Origin of the sequence: Sphingobacterium sp. Ag1, assembly GCF_000988325.1 — a bacterium.
Taxonomy (GTDB): Bacteria; Bacteroidota; Bacteroidia; order Sphingobacteriales; family Sphingobacteriaceae; genus Sphingobacterium.
The window spans coordinates 647527-664685 of record NZ_LBGU01000044.1 but is presented as its reverse complement, the minus strand read 5'-3'; the positions used below and the strand labels follow the sequence as shown (position 1 = coordinate 664685).

Annotated in this window: 15 protein-coding genes; 13 read left to right on the top strand and 2 right to left on the bottom strand. The window is 41.7% G+C overall.

Going from position 1 to position 17159, the window contains the following annotated elements:
* Positions 1–858, bottom strand: a complete 858-nt coding sequence (locus AAW12_RS23560; protein WP_046676071.1) for a hemin ABC transporter substrate-binding protein — start codon at positions 856–858, stop codon at positions 1–3.
* A 306-nt stretch (positions 859–1164) separates the two neighbouring features.
* Between AAW12_RS23560 and AAW12_RS23555 the strand changes: the two genes are divergently transcribed.
* The 13 genes from AAW12_RS23555 to AAW12_RS23495 all read left to right on the top strand — a co-directional run bounded on the left by AAW12_RS23555 (position 1165) and on the right by AAW12_RS23495 (position 15771).
* Positions 1165–3543, top strand: a complete 2379-nt coding sequence (locus AAW12_RS23555; protein WP_231585343.1) for a TonB-dependent receptor — start codon at positions 1165–1167, stop codon at positions 3541–3543.
* A 47-nt stretch (positions 3544–3590) separates the two neighbouring features.
* A complete protein-coding gene (locus tag AAW12_RS23550) occupies positions 3591–4346 on the top strand; it encodes an HmuY family protein (RefSeq protein ID WP_084823306.1) in 756 nt (251 codons plus the stop codon).
* A 28-nt stretch (positions 4347–4374) separates the two neighbouring features.
* Positions 4375–5082, top strand: coding sequence for a hypothetical protein (locus tag AAW12_RS23545; protein ID WP_046676070.1), 708 nt, complete (start codon positions 4375–4377; stop codon positions 5080–5082).
* 220 nt (positions 5083–5302) lie between these two features.
* Entirely contained in the window at positions 5303–6043 is a 741-nt protein-coding gene (locus AAW12_RS23540) for an HmuY family protein (RefSeq protein ID WP_046676424.1), read from the top strand.
* Between the two features lie 41 nt (positions 6044–6084).
* Positions 6085–7074 carry a hypothetical protein gene (locus AAW12_RS23535; RefSeq protein WP_053003961.1) on the top strand — a complete coding sequence of 330 codons (990 nt, stop codon included), beginning with the start codon at positions 6085–6087 and terminating at the stop codon, positions 7072–7074.
* Between the two features lie 67 nt (positions 7075–7141).
* Complete coding sequence (locus tag AAW12_RS23530; protein ID WP_046676069.1) at positions 7142–7711, top strand: hypothetical protein; 570 nt, start codon at positions 7142–7144, stop codon at positions 7709–7711.
* Between the two features lie 105 nt (positions 7712–7816).
* Positions 7817–8800: a hypothetical protein gene (locus AAW12_RS23525; RefSeq protein ID WP_046676068.1), complete on the top strand. Its 984-nt coding sequence runs from the start codon at positions 7817–7819 to the stop codon at positions 8798–8800.
* A 58-nt stretch (positions 8801–8858) separates the two neighbouring features.
* Positions 8859–9947 (top strand): cytochrome-c peroxidase, encoded by a 1089-nt coding sequence (locus AAW12_RS23520; protein WP_046676067.1) that lies wholly within the window; start codon positions 8859–8861, stop codon positions 9945–9947.
* Between the two features lie 197 nt (positions 9948–10144).
* A complete protein-coding gene (locus AAW12_RS23515) occupies positions 10145–11392 on the top strand; it encodes a S41 family peptidase (protein WP_156167750.1) in 1248 nt (415 codons plus the stop codon).
* A 141-nt stretch (positions 11393–11533) separates the two neighbouring features.
* Complete coding sequence (locus AAW12_RS23510) at positions 11534–12097, top strand: biliverdin-producing heme oxygenase (protein WP_046676422.1); 564 nt, start codon at positions 11534–11536, stop codon at positions 12095–12097.
* Positions 12098–12875: 778 nt separating this feature from the next.
* Positions 12876–14018: a DUF4932 domain-containing protein gene (locus tag AAW12_RS23505; RefSeq protein ID WP_046676065.1), complete on the top strand. Its 1143-nt coding sequence runs from the start codon at positions 12876–12878 to the stop codon at positions 14016–14018.
* 145 nt (positions 14019–14163) lie between these two features.
* On the top strand, positions 14164–15222 hold the full coding sequence (locus tag AAW12_RS23500) for a 3-oxoacyl-ACP synthase III family protein (RefSeq protein WP_197084155.1): 1059 nt from the start codon (positions 14164–14166) through the stop codon (positions 15220–15222).
* A gap of 357 nt (positions 15223–15579) precedes the next feature.
* Entirely contained in the window at positions 15580–15771 is a 192-nt protein-coding gene (locus AAW12_RS23495; protein WP_046676064.1) for a cold-shock protein, read from the top strand.
* A gap of 142 nt (positions 15772–15913) precedes the next feature.
* Here AAW12_RS23495 and AAW12_RS23490 read toward each other — a convergent pair whose 3' ends face one another.
* Positions 15914–16507 (bottom strand): TlpA family protein disulfide reductase, encoded by a 594-nt coding sequence (locus AAW12_RS23490; RefSeq protein ID WP_231585342.1) that lies wholly within the window; start codon positions 16505–16507, stop codon positions 15914–15916.
* Positions 16508–17159 lie beyond the last annotated feature (652 nt).

The following is a 17159-nucleotide window of genomic DNA, read 5'->3' as shown; positions in this document are numbered from 1 at the left end:
TTATTTTGAATCCATCACTTTTCCAAATCCACGGTGCAATGCTAAGATTGCATCTGGCAACCGATTACTGAAATTGACCAGCAGCGAGGCATTCATCACCAAGATACGTTCGTTTTTACCCGCATTCGTGATACGCATACCCGGCAATTTAAGGATAGCATCCTGCCCCCCAAGACTACTTGCGCCAAAATCAAATAGCAACACAATATCTGGATTGGCCTGCACCAGCGCTTCAGTAGTATAGGGTTTGAAATCCGAAAATTCCTGAACGGCGTTTTTACCACCAGCCAGATTAATCATCGCATCCAGACTACTGCCTTTACCCGCCACGCTCATGGTACCCGTACCACGGGCATATAAAAACAATACTTTGGGTGCTGCTTTACCTTGGTTTTCCTTTTTCACCAATTCTATGGTATGATCCAGGCTCAATTTTGTTCGTGAAACCAGACTTTTACCGGCAGCAGATTCACCGACGGCATCTGCCACCTCCTGGATGTAACGAAGCGCACCCGAAACAGAATAGCTGGGCTTAATGGAGACAAACTTCACGCCAGCCGCGCGAATCTGATGAATGACTGCTTTGGATACATCACCTTCATTTGCAATGACGATGCTTGGCTTAAAAGATAATAAACCTTCGGCCGATATCGAACGGTTCTTGCTTACCCTCGGCAAGGCCGCCGCTGCTTTGGGCGATATACTTGTCACATCGGTAGCGACCATGCGCTCACCTATTCCCAGTCCGTAGATCGTTTCGGTCAACGAACTGTTTAACGTAATGATTCTCTGCTGTGCCCTCGCCCATCCACCGATTTGCATCAAAAAACACAGTATAATAACATAAAATCTACTCATTGTAATTCTTTATCTCCAGTATGGCGGGATTTCCAGGAATGGTTTTACCTCTCGCCGTAAAACTTGAGTACAAAACAAATCAATAATCAGTCTAAATACAAATTATATCATTTCTTTTAAACTAGTACATCATAACATAAAAAAGAGAATAAAACACTTATAAACAACGATTTACACCTAAATATAAACTGCTTTTCAGTCCATAAAAAACGAATTAAATAGAATTTATGACGTTTTGCATAGAGAAAAATCCAATAGGATTACCTTTTTTTGTAACATTATTTAGAATTATTAAAAATAAAAATAGTGTTTAAAAGCAGTTCACCTATTCGAACAAGCACCCTGATCGCCCTTTGCGCCTGCCAGATCTACACTGTGCAAGCACAGGAAAAATGGAAAATCTCCGGTGTATTGAAAAACGAATCCAATAAAGGCGTCGCCAATGCGACCGTCTATCTTTATCCAGATAAATATGCTTTTAAAACAGATACTGCAGGGAGATTTCAATTCACCCAGCTCTATGCGGGGCGCTACGAATTACAGGTACAGGCCATGGGTTATCAACAGTACCGTCAAGTTATCGATTTGGAAGACAAAAATCAGCAGCTGAACATTGTGTTAAAAGCTGAAGAACGGCAGATGGATGTAGTTGATGTGCAGGGTAAAGTGCAGGCTGTAGACAATCTCGTCAAGGCCGAAAATGCAGCGATGCCCGTTAAAGTTATTACCAAGCGTGAGATTGAACTTATGGGCAGCCGTCGGCTAGATGAGGTACTCAAGGAACAGACAGGTATCGCCATTGTGAACGATATTGCCGGTGGATCCAGAGCCGTCGGTGCACAGATCCAGGGATTCAGCAGCAACTACGTGATGGTCCTGGTAGACGGGCAGCCTATGCTGGGGCGCAACAGTGGCAACTTTGACCTGTCCCGTATTTCGGTGACCAATATTGAGCGTATCGAGATCATCAAGGGAGCTTCCTCCTGCTTATACGGCAGTGACGCATTAGGTGGTGCGATCAATATCATTACACGCCATGGTGCTATCACACCACAGGCACAGGCATCGTTTCTTTACGGCAGTCTCAATACCGTCGATGCCACTTTGGAAGCTGAGACACCTTTTGCTAATCAGCGTGGCAGCGCAGTGTTTTCGGGCAATTACTACCGCACGGATGGTTTTAATACCGACAAGCAGTATCTGGACTCCAAGAGTACCACTTTCCCACCCTATACGAACTATAGTTTCCAGGGCCGGGTACGTTATCGTACAAGCAAAAATAGCACTTTGGGCGTGACAGGGCGTTATGCAGCCCGAGAGTCCGAAATGATCAATGCCTGGTCTGAGTCGGCTACACTACAGGATAAACAAAAAGATCAGGACATCAATCTTTCGGCAAGTTACGACCGTAATTTTACGTCTGGATTGCGTAGCATGACGCGTTACTATTTCTCGCGTTTCCACTCCCAGATTGCCGCACAATGGTTGCAGCAAGGTATCGTTGCAAGCGCCGAGCAGTTTGGTCAGAATGTTCACCGCATTGAACAGCAATTTGCGTATAGCCCTGCACAACAGGTTAAACTTACCGGCGGTATAGGTGGTAGCCTTGAACGGATGGACAACCAAGATCTGGATGCCAAACGCTCTTTGAACAGCGCGTTCGCCTATTTGCAGATCGAATGGAAACCTGCCGACCGATTGCTAACTACGTTGGGCTTACGCTATGATCAGACGAATGTCTACAATGGTCATCTCAGCCCGAGTTTAGGCCTGCAATATCATCTCAGTCCTACACTTTTGATCAAAGGTGGTGTTGGTGCAGGATTCAAAGCCCCCGACTATAAAATGCGCTATCAGGTCTTCTTCAATCCAGCAGCCAACTATCTTGTCGTCGGTTCAGAGCGCGTAGCCGATGTGATTGCAGCCATGGATCAAGCCGGAGAACTCAGTTATAAAAACAGCTATATGCTCAATTTGGTGGCGGGCAACCTCAAAGCCGAAACCAGCATTTCAAACAATATTGGATTGACCTGGAACCCGTCCAAGAGATTTCAGGCCGATTTCTCGGTCTTCTACCATCGGATCAACAATCAGATCAACACGGTTAGTGTAGGTAACGGTACCAAAGTCGCACAGATCTATAGCTACCGCAACCTGCCCAAAGCGATGAATAAGGGGTTTGAAGTTTCATTGACCTATCAGGCGACCAAAGATCTGCAATTGTCGATGGGCTATCAATACCTCATTGCCAATGACCTGAGTGTTTTGGATAGTATTGCCAAGGGAAGTTACCCCTATAACCAAATCAACGATCCCGCTACAGGCGAATATCGTCAGAGTAAAAAATCGGATTATTGGGGTATTGAGGACCGTTCGAGACACATGTTCAATGCAAAAGCCCAATATGAGTATAAACCCTGGGGCGTCAACATAAACGCGCGGGTTAATTTCAGAAGTGCCACACCTTTTCAGGAATACAATGGCAACCAGTTTATCGACAAATACGACATCTTTATCCCCTATCACACACTGGTGAATATGACTGTGGAAAAGAGTCTGATTAACCGCAGATTGACACTGCGTCTAATCGGTGACAATCTATTCAATTTTACAAGCCGTTATTTACTCGGGCAACCTGGACACGTTATTATGGGTGGTGTCAGCTACCGTTGGATAAAAGAATAATAAGCACTAATGAACAAGAATTTAGCACACCAAGTACAAGATAAAAGATGAGAACGATTCGCATGATTATAGGAGAATGTAGCATCTGGCTTTCCTTTCACAAGATTGGCCGTTGTATTTTTTCAGCACTATTGCTATTGACAGTCGTATCCTGCGGGAAAGACAAAGATTATACTATCGGATTGGAAGATGGCAAAAGTACTCTGATCAGAGATCTTGCTGGCGATACCGATGCAGCCATGGGCGAAGGTACTGAAGGAAAAGAGCAAAGACCATTTTTTATATTTCTTTTTCGTTTTAAAGACCAAAAGCAAATCTGGGTTAAGACCAAAGCCGATTCTGCGCAGTGGCTTAAAACAAAAGATTGGGATATTGCCTTTACAGGTCCTTACAATTCGGAGATCTATGTGAACAATGCCCAGCATGAATACAATCCGGGTTATGGCGGACAGGCAAATAATACCGCTGTGGTTTTACTGCGACAAGCCTATCAGAGTGTCACTATAGCTCCTTCGGATGAAGAGTTTAATAAAAGTGAAGTAAACAAAATTGGCTGGGCAGCAACCGATGGTTCGGATGGCTGGTTTCGCTATAGTTTGAGTACCCATATTATGCAGGCGCTTCCCAATCGTACCTATGCGATTCGCTTACCCGATGGCAAATATGCCAAGTTGCAACTGATCAATGCCTATAAGGGAAATCCAGCGGCGGTAACCAACCTCAATTGGCCTGCCCCATACTATACATTTAAATATTATGTACAGCAGGATGGCAGCAAAGATTTAAATACAAACACATTATAATACGGAAAATTACACAATTAAATTAAAGATGAATAGATTATTTACAACAGCAGCACTACTATGTGCATTGAGTTTAGGTTTTACTTCTTGTAGCAAGGATGATGATAAGGTGGAGCAAGTCGAGCCGGAATACCAAGCTAAGGTTATGGTCAAAGACGGTGAAACTGTTGATTTAACAAAAGTTTCCAAAACCATCAATACACAAGGAACAATCAAGCGTACAGGCAATACCTATTCACTTCGTAACTTCAAACAATTTACAATCGGTGAAGATGGAAAAGCGACAACAACTGCATCAGCAGATTATTATTTTGATTTCAAAGAGAATGATGCAACCAGCGATGCTGACAAAATGTTAAGTCTATCTGGGACAGCAGCTGTAACTTTAAAAACGAATGCCGAAAAGGGCTATACATTATCCTATATTGATAAAAATTTTGATCAAGTCCAAGCTTCCGACCAATTAATCTCTATTGAGAATAACGCCAGTGAAATCTATAAAATGATTATCCCTCCTGCAACGGAAAGGATTAGAACTGAATCAGGTTGGTGCAATTATAGTATGATCAATCATATAGTAACTGTAGTAGAAAATAGAACACTTGTAATATCAAAAGATAAAAAACCTTTATTTAAAGTACGCATGAACAGCATCTATTCAGATGGAAAACCAAATGCAAGTGAAAAAGCAAGCAATATGGTTTTCTACTCCATCGATTACCAAGAATTTAAATAGTATCAATAAAGCAGCTGGTTTAAGATCCAGCTGCTTCGTTAACCAAAAATCAAAAACCGAAAAAAATATATTAAATACCAATTTTCATATACACTTTATCAGCAAAAGATTTTATCTTTACTATTATTTAGAATAAATTTAAATAAAAATAATATACTAATATCCCTACTGCATGTATAGAAAAGGGACAAGTTATCAACTAACAAAAAAACAAGTTACAATGACAATAAAGAAACGCAGTAAACTATTAAAATTCATACCGGTATTGGCATTTTTAATTGTGTTGGGGTCTTGCAGCAAAAGCGAGCCCACAGCAGTAGAGCCTGAACCAGATCCAGTTGCACCAGAAGCTATGTTCAATCGCTTGATTACGGTTAAGAATTTTGGCGAAGATTTACCCGCGGGTAGTGCACCAACCACAGCGCAATCACCAATATATTATAGTTTGGAACAGAACAAAGCTGTGACGCCGGATTATAAACTAACCGCACGGTGGGATATCTCTTGCTCAGAAATATACCGCAGTTTTATCAATTGCAACAACACAGCAAACGGATTTGGTAAGGGTGGTCCAGGGAAAGGTGGTATCTTAATTGTCAAGAAAAAATTTGAAGATGTAATCGATATCCCCTCAGATGTCGAATTCCGAAAAGGTGAAAAAGCCTATGGCACAGATGACTCAGGAGCGTTTGGTGAAGGCCTAGGTTGGTATTTATATGATTTTGATGGCGTAATCAAAGGTGGTGGAGCGGAAAACAAAAAACACGTTTGCTATCCCATCGAAAGCAATACATTGATCGTCCGTACAGCCCAGGGGAACTACGCCAAGATCAAGATACAAAGTATCTACAAAGACCTCTTGGATCCAAAAGACTGGTTTAAAGATTCACCAACACCATTCTTTACATTCCAATATGTACTTGCCAAAGCTGGTAGTACCAAATTTTTGATTGCTAACTAAATACGATAAGCTACGCATTCTGATTTAGACACTAAACTAACATGAAAAGAATATACAGCATTTTAAGCTTCCTTTTTTTAGGATTGCTGCTAACCCGCTGCACCAAAACGGAAGAATTAGCCTTACTTCCTGCAGATAAGGTACTCGAATACAAGGTCACCAACCTCCCCAATGATGATGTCATTTACGGTGCCATTGACAATGAGGCCAATACAATTACGGTATATCTCCCTTATTATTATGGCTTGCTCGTCATCGATCCGACTATTAAAGTTGCTAACGGAGCCAGTTTAACAGAAGAAATTTTGCCCGTTAAAACAGATGAAAAAAGACAGACGTATACCGTAAAGTCCGCTACAGGTACCACAAGAACCTATAGCTTAAAGATTGAGCTACAAAGTACGCCATCTTTTGAAGCGACTTTTGCATCGACATCTTCCATTTCACTTACAAAAGGGCCTGGAGGTGCATTTCCAGCGATAAATGGGACTTTCATGCATACCAATCCCGCATTGGTCAGTATCGCATTGATTAATCAAGAGACCAAAGAACGCTATAAGATGGCTACGCCCAATAGCTTGAAAGTATCAGGAAATGTTGGTTATCAATTAAGTTATACGGGAACTGAACGAGAAAACCGTATTCCGTCCGATATTAAAGCAGGCACCTATGATGTAGAGGTAACCAACATCAACCATATAATTACATTAGCCAATCCGCTCAAAATTACATATCGTCAACCTGACGTAATTGTTAGCTTATTGGGTCTAAATCTCGCAAAAAATAAAGATTGGACCATAAAAGCTGGCCTAGATAAGGTTATTCTAGATCCTACGGCCGTTATCATGACACTCAATGGAAAAGATTATCCATTGACTATTAAATCTAATAACCGTACCGAAATAACAGTTTCATTACCAGCGACTCTGCCAATCGGAACCTTTGATAATTTGCAGATCAAATTCCAATTTAAAGACTGGGCCGATGTTGTAAAAACACAGTTGTCTCCAAGTACAATAACGGAATCCTAAACAAGCATCCACAGTATGCCATGGTGGCATCAAAATTAAATAAATTAAAACAAGAGGAGATCTCAACATGAACTCAAACATCAAAACTATCTTAAAATCAGCGATGGCCGTGACTGTGCTATCGGCAGCAGTATGGGCAGCAGCCCCAACAGCAGGATCAGCAACAGCTCCTTTGGCTTTAAACCAGGCCAAAGCAAATAGTAACTACACTGTTGTAGGTCAATGGTGGAGTCCAGCCGCTGCAGCAACTTGGCCTGCGGTATATGTAGACCTTGCTACAGGTGCACAAAGCCTGAGTAGCTCCGGTCAAGTTGCATTCTTTAGCCATGTAAATGGTTCTATCAAGGCTAATGGATCTTATTCGATCAGAACGGTAACAAAAGACATCGCTTCCGTTACAGCATCAGATTGGGCAACAGCGACTCCGGTATCATCACAGGGCAGTGGCGAATGGTATGAATATGATTTAGATAGCCATGCAAACCAAGCAATCCAACCTTTGACCGTATTGGTCGGAAATTCTTCCGGAGCTTCATATGCGGTTAAGTTAATTAACTTTACAAATGTTGGCCAACAAGTAGTGGCAGGTCAATTACAAGTAAAAGCAGATACCAATATCGAAGTTAAGGCATTATAGTCTTTCCTATTTAATGAATGAAAGATTCCGCAACCTGGTGGATGGGTTGCGGATCTTTTTAGCCTAATCAACATCCGCATAACGATTTTTTTAACCAAAAAAATTATGCAACACTCATTTTTGAAAAAACAAATACATATCCTTCAATTCCTGGCTATTTTTGTGCTAGCACTAGCATGCTCGTCCTGTAAAACCGAATATCCTAGCCTACCCTTCAATGACATCGAATCCTTTAACATTCAGGACGCTGATGGTAAAACCTTATCAGCCAGCATTGTGGATGACCGGATTATCTTATATTGGCCACCCTTAGTGGAGCAACCCGAAAGCATTACACCTACGATTAAAGTTTCCGAATTAGCGACTATTACCCCGGCATCAGGTACACCGATAAAACTCCAATCCGAAAAACCCATCACCTATACTGTTCGCGCACAGGACGGATCCAGCAAAAATTACACATTGACCTTCCAATACAATCAGCCCATCGTGCAAGCTACATTCAATAGTTTATCGTCTGGTCAATACTACATCACTGATCCGAATACGTTTACTTTTATCGGAGAAAACATTATCCCTAGCGAGACACAAACTAAAGGCTATTTAATAGATAAAGACGGAACAGAAACATTACTTTTGTTTAGCAAAAATATAGTACCGACTAATTTTGCTGTTACTTTTACGGCTCCAGATGACTTCAAAGCAGGTACTGGCTATAAGATCAAATTGGTTTCAGGCCGTTATTCCATCGTAAGCGATTCATTTGAAGCTGTCTTACCTAGCGTCCTCAATGTATTAATAAAGAACAATCTGTTATATAGCGTTAAAAAAGGAGAGAACTTTGTGGCTCCTTTGCAGAGTAAAGTCCTTTATGAGCGTTATTTTAAAACCGATTTTGACCATTTCATCGCAGTGGATAACCTGAATAAAGAATATAGTATAAACAATGTGATGTTTGATGTCAACGCAATGACAGTTACCATCCCTATACCTTCAAATGTAATGGGTAGTGGAATCAACAAGCTAAAAATGGTGGACAAGTCAGGAAAAGTATTATTGGAGGATACGTATTATATCACCTTAAACTAATACGCCTCATCAATTCGTTTTAATCGTGTTTGTCACTAATCAAACAAAGCATTTTATCATGATCGCATTAGCAGCTATCATTGTATACAGCTGCGGCAAAGATAAGGCTACGCCAGAAGATCCGACGATTGTCCCTCAACCTGAAGAAACCTTACGCCAACAATATAGTAAATCGGTAACGCAATGGCCAGCTGCCACTTGGTACAACAATAGCAAGGTACGTGAACTAGCCGCTTTACCCGAAAACCCATCGAAAGATAAGGCCGAGCTTATCGCACTTGGCAAAGCCTTATTTTTCGACCCCCGAACCGGTAATGGCATGAAGACTTGCGCTTCATGTCATCATCCGGACACCTACTGGATCGACCAAAAAACAACGGCAGATGGTATCGCACTGCATCACCGCAATACACCTTCCCTAGAAAATGTCTGGTACCTGGAAGGCAAGCTCTTTCACGATGGCCGCGCAAAAACCTATCGAGAGCAGATCGCCGAAGCCATCAACTCCCCTATTGAAATGGGCGGCAATACGACTGCCTTACCCGCTAAACTGCAAGTTATACCAGGCTATCTTCGTTTATATGAGGCGGCTTACTCAAGCCAGACGATGAGTGTCGAAGGACTGCTGGATGCCATAGCAGCGTATTCAAAGTCGATCAGTAGCGGTGAAACCGCCTTTGACCGTTTTATCAAAGGAGATTACCCGGCATTAAGCGATGCACAGCTTGAGGGCCTCCATCTGTTTCGAACCAAAGGAAAATGTATCAACTGCCATAATGGAGCATTCTTTACCGATCTCGATTTTCATAACCTGGGTTATGCTGTTACTAGCAAAGGTGCCTTGGATAAGGGTCGCTTTGAAGCGACAGGCCTGGAAACAGACAGAGGTAAATTTCGCACACCGGGTCTGCGCAATGTGGTCCATACGGCCCCCTTCCTACACAATGGTAGTATTGCAAACTTAAGTGAACTGATCAACCTGCTGAGTCAGGGCATGCCCCAAAAGCTGGGGCAACAAATCAACGGCACCTTATCGTCGCATATCCAAAACGTCCGATTGAGCAGCAAAGAGCAGGAAAATATAGTTGCTTTTTTGTGGAGCTTATCCAGCGAACCGAAGTACACCGAGCGGCCAGTATTACCCTAAAATAAAAAATCCCAAAGGGGATACCTTTGGGACATTTTGAGTACTCCACAGTAGTGGAGGCATCAAAAATTAAATAAATTGGCACAAAATTAGGCTTTTATATTAAATAAAAAAGTAAAAAAGTATTAAATTTCAGATAATTATCCATTTTGCAGCGAATCAACTACACACATAAGGAACAAAATCCGCATCATACAATGCGTCGAATCCGCCAAATAGTTGGTCTATTTGTTACAATAACTGCTATAACCGCTTGCCAGCGTGGCAATAGAGCAACGACGCTGCCTGATGAACTCATTAGTCCAAAAACAGGAACAAAAAAAGAATTGACGCTCGACTCAATCTACCTGTATGCCAAACAGCTCTACCGCTGGCAGGAAGCTCTCCCTTCGTATACTAGTTTTGATCCGCGGGCACAGTATGCCCAAATAGAACCCGAGCAAACGGCCTACGAGCGTGAACTTTTTGCCCTCAGCCAATACGCCTTGCGTATAACGGAAAAGCCTTATGAGTGGTCGACCATCCCCAATAAACCCAAATATTCATATTTGGAGCGTCGCCGGACTGAAAAGAAGAGTAGCGGTCACCTAGCAAGTACCACCACCCCCTATCGGTATGCGACTCATCTGTCCTACTGGTCTGTGGGAAACAAACGGATTGCTTATATTTATATCCCCTCTTTTCCCCAACTCCAGACAGTGAAGGCCGAACTCGATCAACTTACGGTCGAACTCGCACAGCAGCAAGTTACTCATTTAATACTCGATCTACGACATAACGGTGGCGGGTATGTGGAGACCGCAGAATATTTGGCCAACCTCATTAGTCCACCCAAACTAGATAAAAAAGTTATGTTCAGCGAGCAATTTCACCCGAATGTACAGCAAGGAAGAGCAAAACTACTCCTTAACCAACCCTATCTTGATGCAAATGGCAAAGTGGTCCAATACAAAGGACGCCCTGCCACCCTTGCCGATGTGGACTATAGTGAAAAGGCCAATACGCATTACTTTATCAAAAAGGGCAATTTTAATTCTTTGCAGCAGCTGTCATGCATTGTATCAGAACGCACGGCTTCGGCTAGTGAACTACTGATCAGCTGCTTCAAACCTTATATTCCGATACGCCTTATTGGTCAGCAGACTTTCGGCAAACCCGTAGGCTTCTTTTCCATACGCATAGGGGCCTTCGATATTTATCTGGCCTCATTTCTCATTCGGAATGCTGATGGCTGGTCTGATTATTTTGATGGCATACCCGTCGACCTGGCCCTAGCTCCGGTCGAAACCTTCCGCCATCCCGGAGATCCCAAGGAAGCCTGGCTTGCAGCAGCATTAAAAGATCTTGTAGGAGACCTACGGATCAAAGCAATTTCATCCGCATCTTATTTTCCACCGCCAGCAGACGAAAATTTGCTACTGAAAACAAATTTTAGGCTAAAGTGAGAAACTGATTGAAGCTGGATTCTGTCATACTCCTATGTAAATTAAAACCATTTTTCATAGATGATAAAGCAGAAAACAGCATACATTTGTGGAAATAAATACGAATCTTTGTATAGAATCGTTATAAATAAAAACAAGAACATGTTAAGTCAACATATCAAAGAGCAAACGCACGCAGCTCACCAAAACGTAGAAGGAACGATCGTGCGCCAATTGAAAAATATTCGTTCTAAAGCAGATTACGCAGAAGTATTAAAAGGTTTTTATGCTTATTTCCGTGCTGTGGAAGACAGCATCGCTCCTTTCGTAACCGCCGAAGTATTGCCTGATTTGGCTGAACGCCGCAACTCATCCTACATCAAAAGTGATATCGAAGCTTTGGGAGGTACAGTAGATAACCTTCCGGAAGCCACGGCTCCAACGGTAGCCAACGTACAGGAAGCACTTGCATCATTGTATGTCCTAGAAGGATCCATCATGGGAGGCCCATATATCGTACAGATGCTCAATAAGTATGGTGTTACTACCGGCACTTCTTTTTTTGAAGGTTATGGCGAAAATAGCCGTGACATGTGGGCCGGTTTTACAGCGGTATTGAACAAGTATTCAGAAGATCCGGCAACTTACGATCGTGCAGTAGAGATTGCAAACCAAACTTTTTATAACTTTGGCGAAGTATTCACCCCTATTACCAGCGCAAACTAAAACAAGAGCAATCGTGTTTAATTCCTTAAATGGAGCAAAAAGACAACAAATCAAAATGGCTTAAGCGTGCCGGAATTGGAGCATTTCTCTTCTTTCTGGCCAAAGGACTCGTATGGCTCGCTGTATTCTTTTTCGCGGCAAAGTCCTGCAGCATATCTATTTAACACAACGTATGAAGCATTCATCTAACGTACTTTTTTGAGCGTCAGATGAATGCCTCTATTCAATTAGACCTTTTCAAATCCAATCCTCTTTTTTAGTGCAGGCTAGCCTGTGTTTATTACCTCGAACGCTCAGGTCTTCGGGTGGTGTTCGTATTGTGTTCGAACCACCTTCGGAGATGGACAATCTGGCGACCATTCGTGACCTGATTCCGACCAGATAATTCCTGTACAGGGTCTGGTCGGAATCAGGTCAGCATCTGTACAATATCTGTATCGCATCCGAATAAGGTACGAAGCAGGTACGAACCTACTCGATACCGCCGCCCTTCTTACCTTGTACTTTTGTAATCACTGCCCGATACAGTTCCACACCCTTATGGCTGATAACCTGGCAAGCAATTTCTTCCCTACTGATAATATATAACCTCTTCCATTAGCAGAATTCATTTTTGATTGTACAAATTTTATTATAAAACAAGCAGAAATCTCCCTATAATTGCATTCGGGAATATTTCATTTCATAGTGAAATTCCTAAACAGACATGACCATAAATTGTAAAATGTTACGCTATCACCAACATGTCCTATCAATAATTATATGAAATAACGATACCATGAAAAGGAATATCTTTTTTATTTTAATAGGCTTTGCATTAATGGCTAACCTAGCGATCTGCCAAGAAAAAGACGTCGATTTTAGCAAAGCCTATATTGCCCAAAACGACGGCAAGACAACCGTTGAAATCAATGAGGCACAGGAACTCATCTATATTATCTTTGCAATAACTGACTTTGGCAAAGAAAATCCAAACATGACCAAGCAGAACACAGCCTATTTTGAAGAGGTCAAAGCGCATTTTACTCCATTTTCCAATCTGCCTATCGTAAAGAAATTTGATCAGCAGCTGCGAGAGAATCTAACCAACTATTTCCTCTTAGCGGCCAATGTATATGGCTTTAAGTTCAAAAACGATCAATTAGTCCCTACCAACATCTATATTTTTCCGGCAAGAGGAGTTGGAAATTATCAGGTCAAATCAAATCCCATCCCCGGTTACAAAAACGACCTGGAAGAATTTGCCAGACAGAGTGGATACCGGGCATTCTACAAAGCGCATCAAGCCTATTACGACAGCCTTCGTACAGCATATCAGGAGTATGCTTCCATTGCCGAGCAGAAAGAATGGTTAGAACATAAATTCGATTATACAATCAATAGCTACCGTGTATTGACCTCCCCACTGATTGCAGGAATGAATGCGACCCACACCTTCAAGTACAAAGGTTTCAAAGAAATTCTGCTTTTTTTACCAACCCTCCGCGAAGATGAATCCTGGAGCCCCAAATTCAAAAAAGCATTCAATACACGCATCATTTTCACAGAGATAGACCACAACTACGTAGGCCCATTGAGCGAAAAAAACAAAAAACAGATTGATACAATATTCAATAACAGGGAAGTATGGGTAGATGCGACGAACAAAAGTACGGTCCATTATCCAACTCCGGTAAAAGTGTTCGACGAATATTTAACATGGGGACTTTTCATTTTATATTGTTACGACAAGTTTGGGGAAGATCACGATCTTTTTGGGCAGATTGTCGAAAACGTCAATGACATGATGGTCAACAAAAAAGGATTTCCCAAAGCCGATGAATTTAACGCCGAATTGTTTCGTCTTTATAAGGACAATAACCCCAAAGATATTCAGCGCTTATATAAGCCACTATTAGACTGGTGCGCGAAAGAAAATTAACGCTATCCCGATAAAATTTAGTAAATTAAAGCTGAGAAAGGAAATAAGCCGCCAGAAATGTGAATGTATACGACCATGAGGAATTAGCATAGCATAAGGGGATGATCGTCGAAATATATTTAAACACAATACGTAAGGGAAAACAATGATGAATATTAGAATTATCGGTTCTGGCAGTTATATTCCACCCCACAAAATAACCAATGCGGACTTTGCCGACCATCTTTTTTTGGACGAAAATGGGCTACCGTTCAAACAGCCCGCTTCTGTGATCGAAAAATTTAAGGCAATCACCGGCATTGAAGAACGCCGCTACGCCAACCCGAACCAAGTGGCCTCAGACCTTGCTTTCCTAGCTGGTCAACTTGCCATTAAAGACGCAGGCATTGATGCCGAAACATTGGACTATATCATTGTTGCACATAATTATGGCGATGTACAATCGGGCAAAATCCAATCGGATACCGTACCGAGCTTAGCAAGCCGGGTAAAGAAAAAATTAGGGATCAGGAATCCAAAATGCGTGGCTTATGACCTGCTTTTTGGTTGCCCCGGTTGGAACGAAGGTATATTGCATGCCAACGCTTTCATAAAATCAGGTATGGCGAAGCGCTGTATGGTCATTGGCGCCGAGACGCTTTCCCGCGTTATAGATCCTTTTGACCGGGATTCGATGATCTATGCGGATGGTGCTGGAGCCGTCATTGTAGAAGCAACTGCAACCGGGCAAGGTCTGCTATCGTTTGAAAGCGCAACTTACGCGCTTGAGGAAGCTGAATATCTCAACTTCGGAAGCTCGTATCAACAAGAGCAGGATCCTGATATCCGGTATATCAAAATGAAAGGACGCAAAATATATGAGTTTGCCCTCAGCAAAGTTCCCTTAGCCATGCAAGCTTGCCTCCAAAAAGCGCAGATCGATATCACAGCAGTCAAAAAAATACTGATCCACCAAGCCAACGAGAAAATGGATGAAGCAATTCTCACGAGATTCTACGCACTATACAATACTGTACCACCACCCGATATTATGCCAATGACGATTCATACCTTAGGAAATAGTAGCGTCGCCACTATTCCTACCCTCTATGATCTTATTTCGCACGGTCAGTTAGACAATCAATCCCTGCAGGAAGGCGACATTATTCTATTTGCGTCTGTTGGTGCCGGCATGAACATCAATGCTTTTGTCTATCGCGTATAGCTTTGCCGGGGCGATATATCCTGCTCGTATATCGCAAGTTTTAAGCGTGGTAAGAATTTATTTTATATAAAAAAAAATAAAACACTGTATATATCAATAATTTATACTTAAATTTGGATTATAATCGGCTCCGCCTTTGCTTATCTGAAATCGTCAAGTTATACTTTCCGCTCAGTTTTCGCATTTTCAGAAGCTTTTTTTGTAGCAAAACGGAGGTAAAGACCTTTTTGGACTTGAGTTAATCCAAGATCATTAAAATCAAATCCTATTTTTCTTGCAAAAAATCGATTAACTATTGTTCATATTCACTTATCACAATAGTGCAGTACAGATTACTTTAATATAATATATAAAACAATGCAAGAAGGAACTATTAAATTCTTTAACCAAACAAAAGGATTTGGTTTTATCACACCAGCTGCTGGTGGAGACGATATTTTCGTACACGTATCTGGTTTAATCAACGAAGTACGCGAAAATGACAGTGTAACATTTGACGTAGAAAACGGCAAAAAAGGCGTTAACGCAGTTAACGTACGTATCGCATAATTAAGTAAACACACAAGAAGATCGTCACGAATCTTCTTGCGAAGTGTAACGGGTAACCGTTACACTTTTTTATACCCCTTCCATGCGGGGCCAGCGCCCCAAAGAGAAGAATTTAGTTTCACCCTGCCGCTCGTCCAGATTTTTACAATCCGGCCAACATCACTTCTTCCTGGCGCAGAAAATATGGACTGCTATCTCTGAATTTTCCTCGCTTCCTAGAATACTTCCTGATGATACCCGAGACAACATCATCGGTTAGCTCGTGCCCCTCCAATGTAGGAAAACCCTCCCAACGTACAATACCGTCGGGATCCACCAAAATACAATGGGGAATTCCCTGCACTTCGAGCTGTTTTTTCAATCTAGCTTTCGTATCGATCGCCGAAAAATAGTCTATTTTAATTTCTCTCGCCTTTTTAATGACTTCTGCCTTTTCATCCGAAAGACCAATGATCACAAGCTTATCACCGTATTTCTTATGCCATTCATTGAGCTCAGGAATTACTTTCCGACACGGCCCACACCAAGTTGCCCAAAAATCAATGAGGATAAATTTACCTTTTGTATCCGGCACATCAGTCAGCCATTGCTCGACCTCAAGTTTTGGCGCCTGTTGATTCAAAATTGATTTCGCCCACAATTTCTTATTGTTGTTGCTTTCTTGCGTGTGACCGATTATATGGATCATGCAAAGCGCAAATAGTAAAAAAGCTTTTGGGATAAATTTTACATTCATAAAACAGCTTGTTTAGTTCCCCTAATTTATGGATTTTTTTCCACAATCATTTGATCCTTTCACCCCACACAGCAATTTTCCAAAGAGACCTTTGCTGCTTTTCTTAAGCAAAACAACAGCTATACTTTTAATCGATATAAAAACTACAAAAGACTGCATATAAGCAGATAACATATTTATATAAGCCGAAAAAAATATGATTAATTTGCTGTACGGCTCATATTTTTTCTACTAAAACGCTACCGATACCACTATAAAATAATAGCGCGCCATCGAAATTTTCGGCTTAAAACACCTTCCTAATCCAAGCTAACAAAAGCTAAATTAAGGCACTCGCCCTATAAAAACAACGAATTGATCCTGCCTCTTTATCTTATTCGTCAAGATCATGCACAAGTTGACCGCATACCAAACTCCATTTTCTAGAATCACGACACTCGGCAAAGCTTATTGAGCAACTAAACAGGCAACTGACAAACTGGCGTAAGGCCAAAAATTATTAATCATAAAATAGTATAAATAAGCTATTTAAGAAACGTACTATAAACAAATACCACACACTATTCTCTTTATAAAACATCCATTTTACGCATCGGATATCATCCGTCAGGAGTTCGTCATGCGATGGCAGGATAAACTCTTGCCTGGAAGG

What these genes read in the sequence shown, in the direction of transcription:
- AAW12_RS23560 (WP_046676071.1), bottom strand. Translation starts at nt 858, where the DNA reads ATGAGTAGATTTTATGTTATTATACTGTGTTTTTTGATGCAAATCGGT.
- AAW12_RS23550 (WP_084823306.1), top strand. Translation starts at nt 3,591, where the DNA reads ATGAGAACGATTCGCATGATTATAGGAGAATGTAGCATCTGGCTTTCC.
- AAW12_RS23545 (WP_046676070.1), top strand. Translation starts at nt 4,375, where the DNA reads ATGAATAGATTATTTACAACAGCAGCACTACTATGTGCATTGAGTTTA.
- AAW12_RS23540 (WP_046676424.1), top strand. Translation starts at nt 5,303, where the DNA reads ATGACAATAAAGAAACGCAGTAAACTATTAAAATTCATACCGGTATTG.
- AAW12_RS23535 (WP_053003961.1), top strand. Translation starts at nt 6,085, where the DNA reads ATGAAAAGAATATACAGCATTTTAAGCTTCCTTTTTTTAGGATTGCTG.
- AAW12_RS23530 (WP_046676069.1), top strand. Translation starts at nt 7,142, where the DNA reads ATGAACTCAAACATCAAAACTATCTTAAAATCAGCGATGGCCGTGACT.
- AAW12_RS23525 (WP_046676068.1), top strand. Translation starts at nt 7,817, where the DNA reads ATGCAACACTCATTTTTGAAAAAACAAATACATATCCTTCAATTCCTG.
- AAW12_RS23520 (WP_046676067.1), top strand. Translation starts at nt 8,859, where the DNA reads ATGATCGCATTAGCAGCTATCATTGTATACAGCTGCGGCAAAGATAAG.
- AAW12_RS23515 (WP_156167750.1), top strand. Translation starts at nt 10,145, where the DNA reads ATGCGTCGAATCCGCCAAATAGTTGGTCTATTTGTTACAATAACTGCT.
- AAW12_RS23510 (WP_046676422.1), top strand. Translation starts at nt 11,534, where the DNA reads ATGTTAAGTCAACATATCAAAGAGCAAACGCACGCAGCTCACCAAAAC.
- AAW12_RS23505 (WP_046676065.1), top strand. Translation starts at nt 12,876, where the DNA reads ATGAAAAGGAATATCTTTTTTATTTTAATAGGCTTTGCATTAATGGCT.
- AAW12_RS23500 (WP_197084155.1), top strand. Translation starts at nt 14,164, where the DNA reads ATGATGAATATTAGAATTATCGGTTCTGGCAGTTATATTCCACCCCAC.
- AAW12_RS23495 (WP_046676064.1), top strand. Translation starts at nt 15,580, where the DNA reads ATGCAAGAAGGAACTATTAAATTCTTTAACCAAACAAAAGGATTTGGT.
- AAW12_RS23490 (WP_231585342.1), bottom strand. Translation starts at nt 16,507, where the DNA reads ATGAATGTAAAATTTATCCCAAAAGCTTTTTTACTATTTGCGCTTTGC.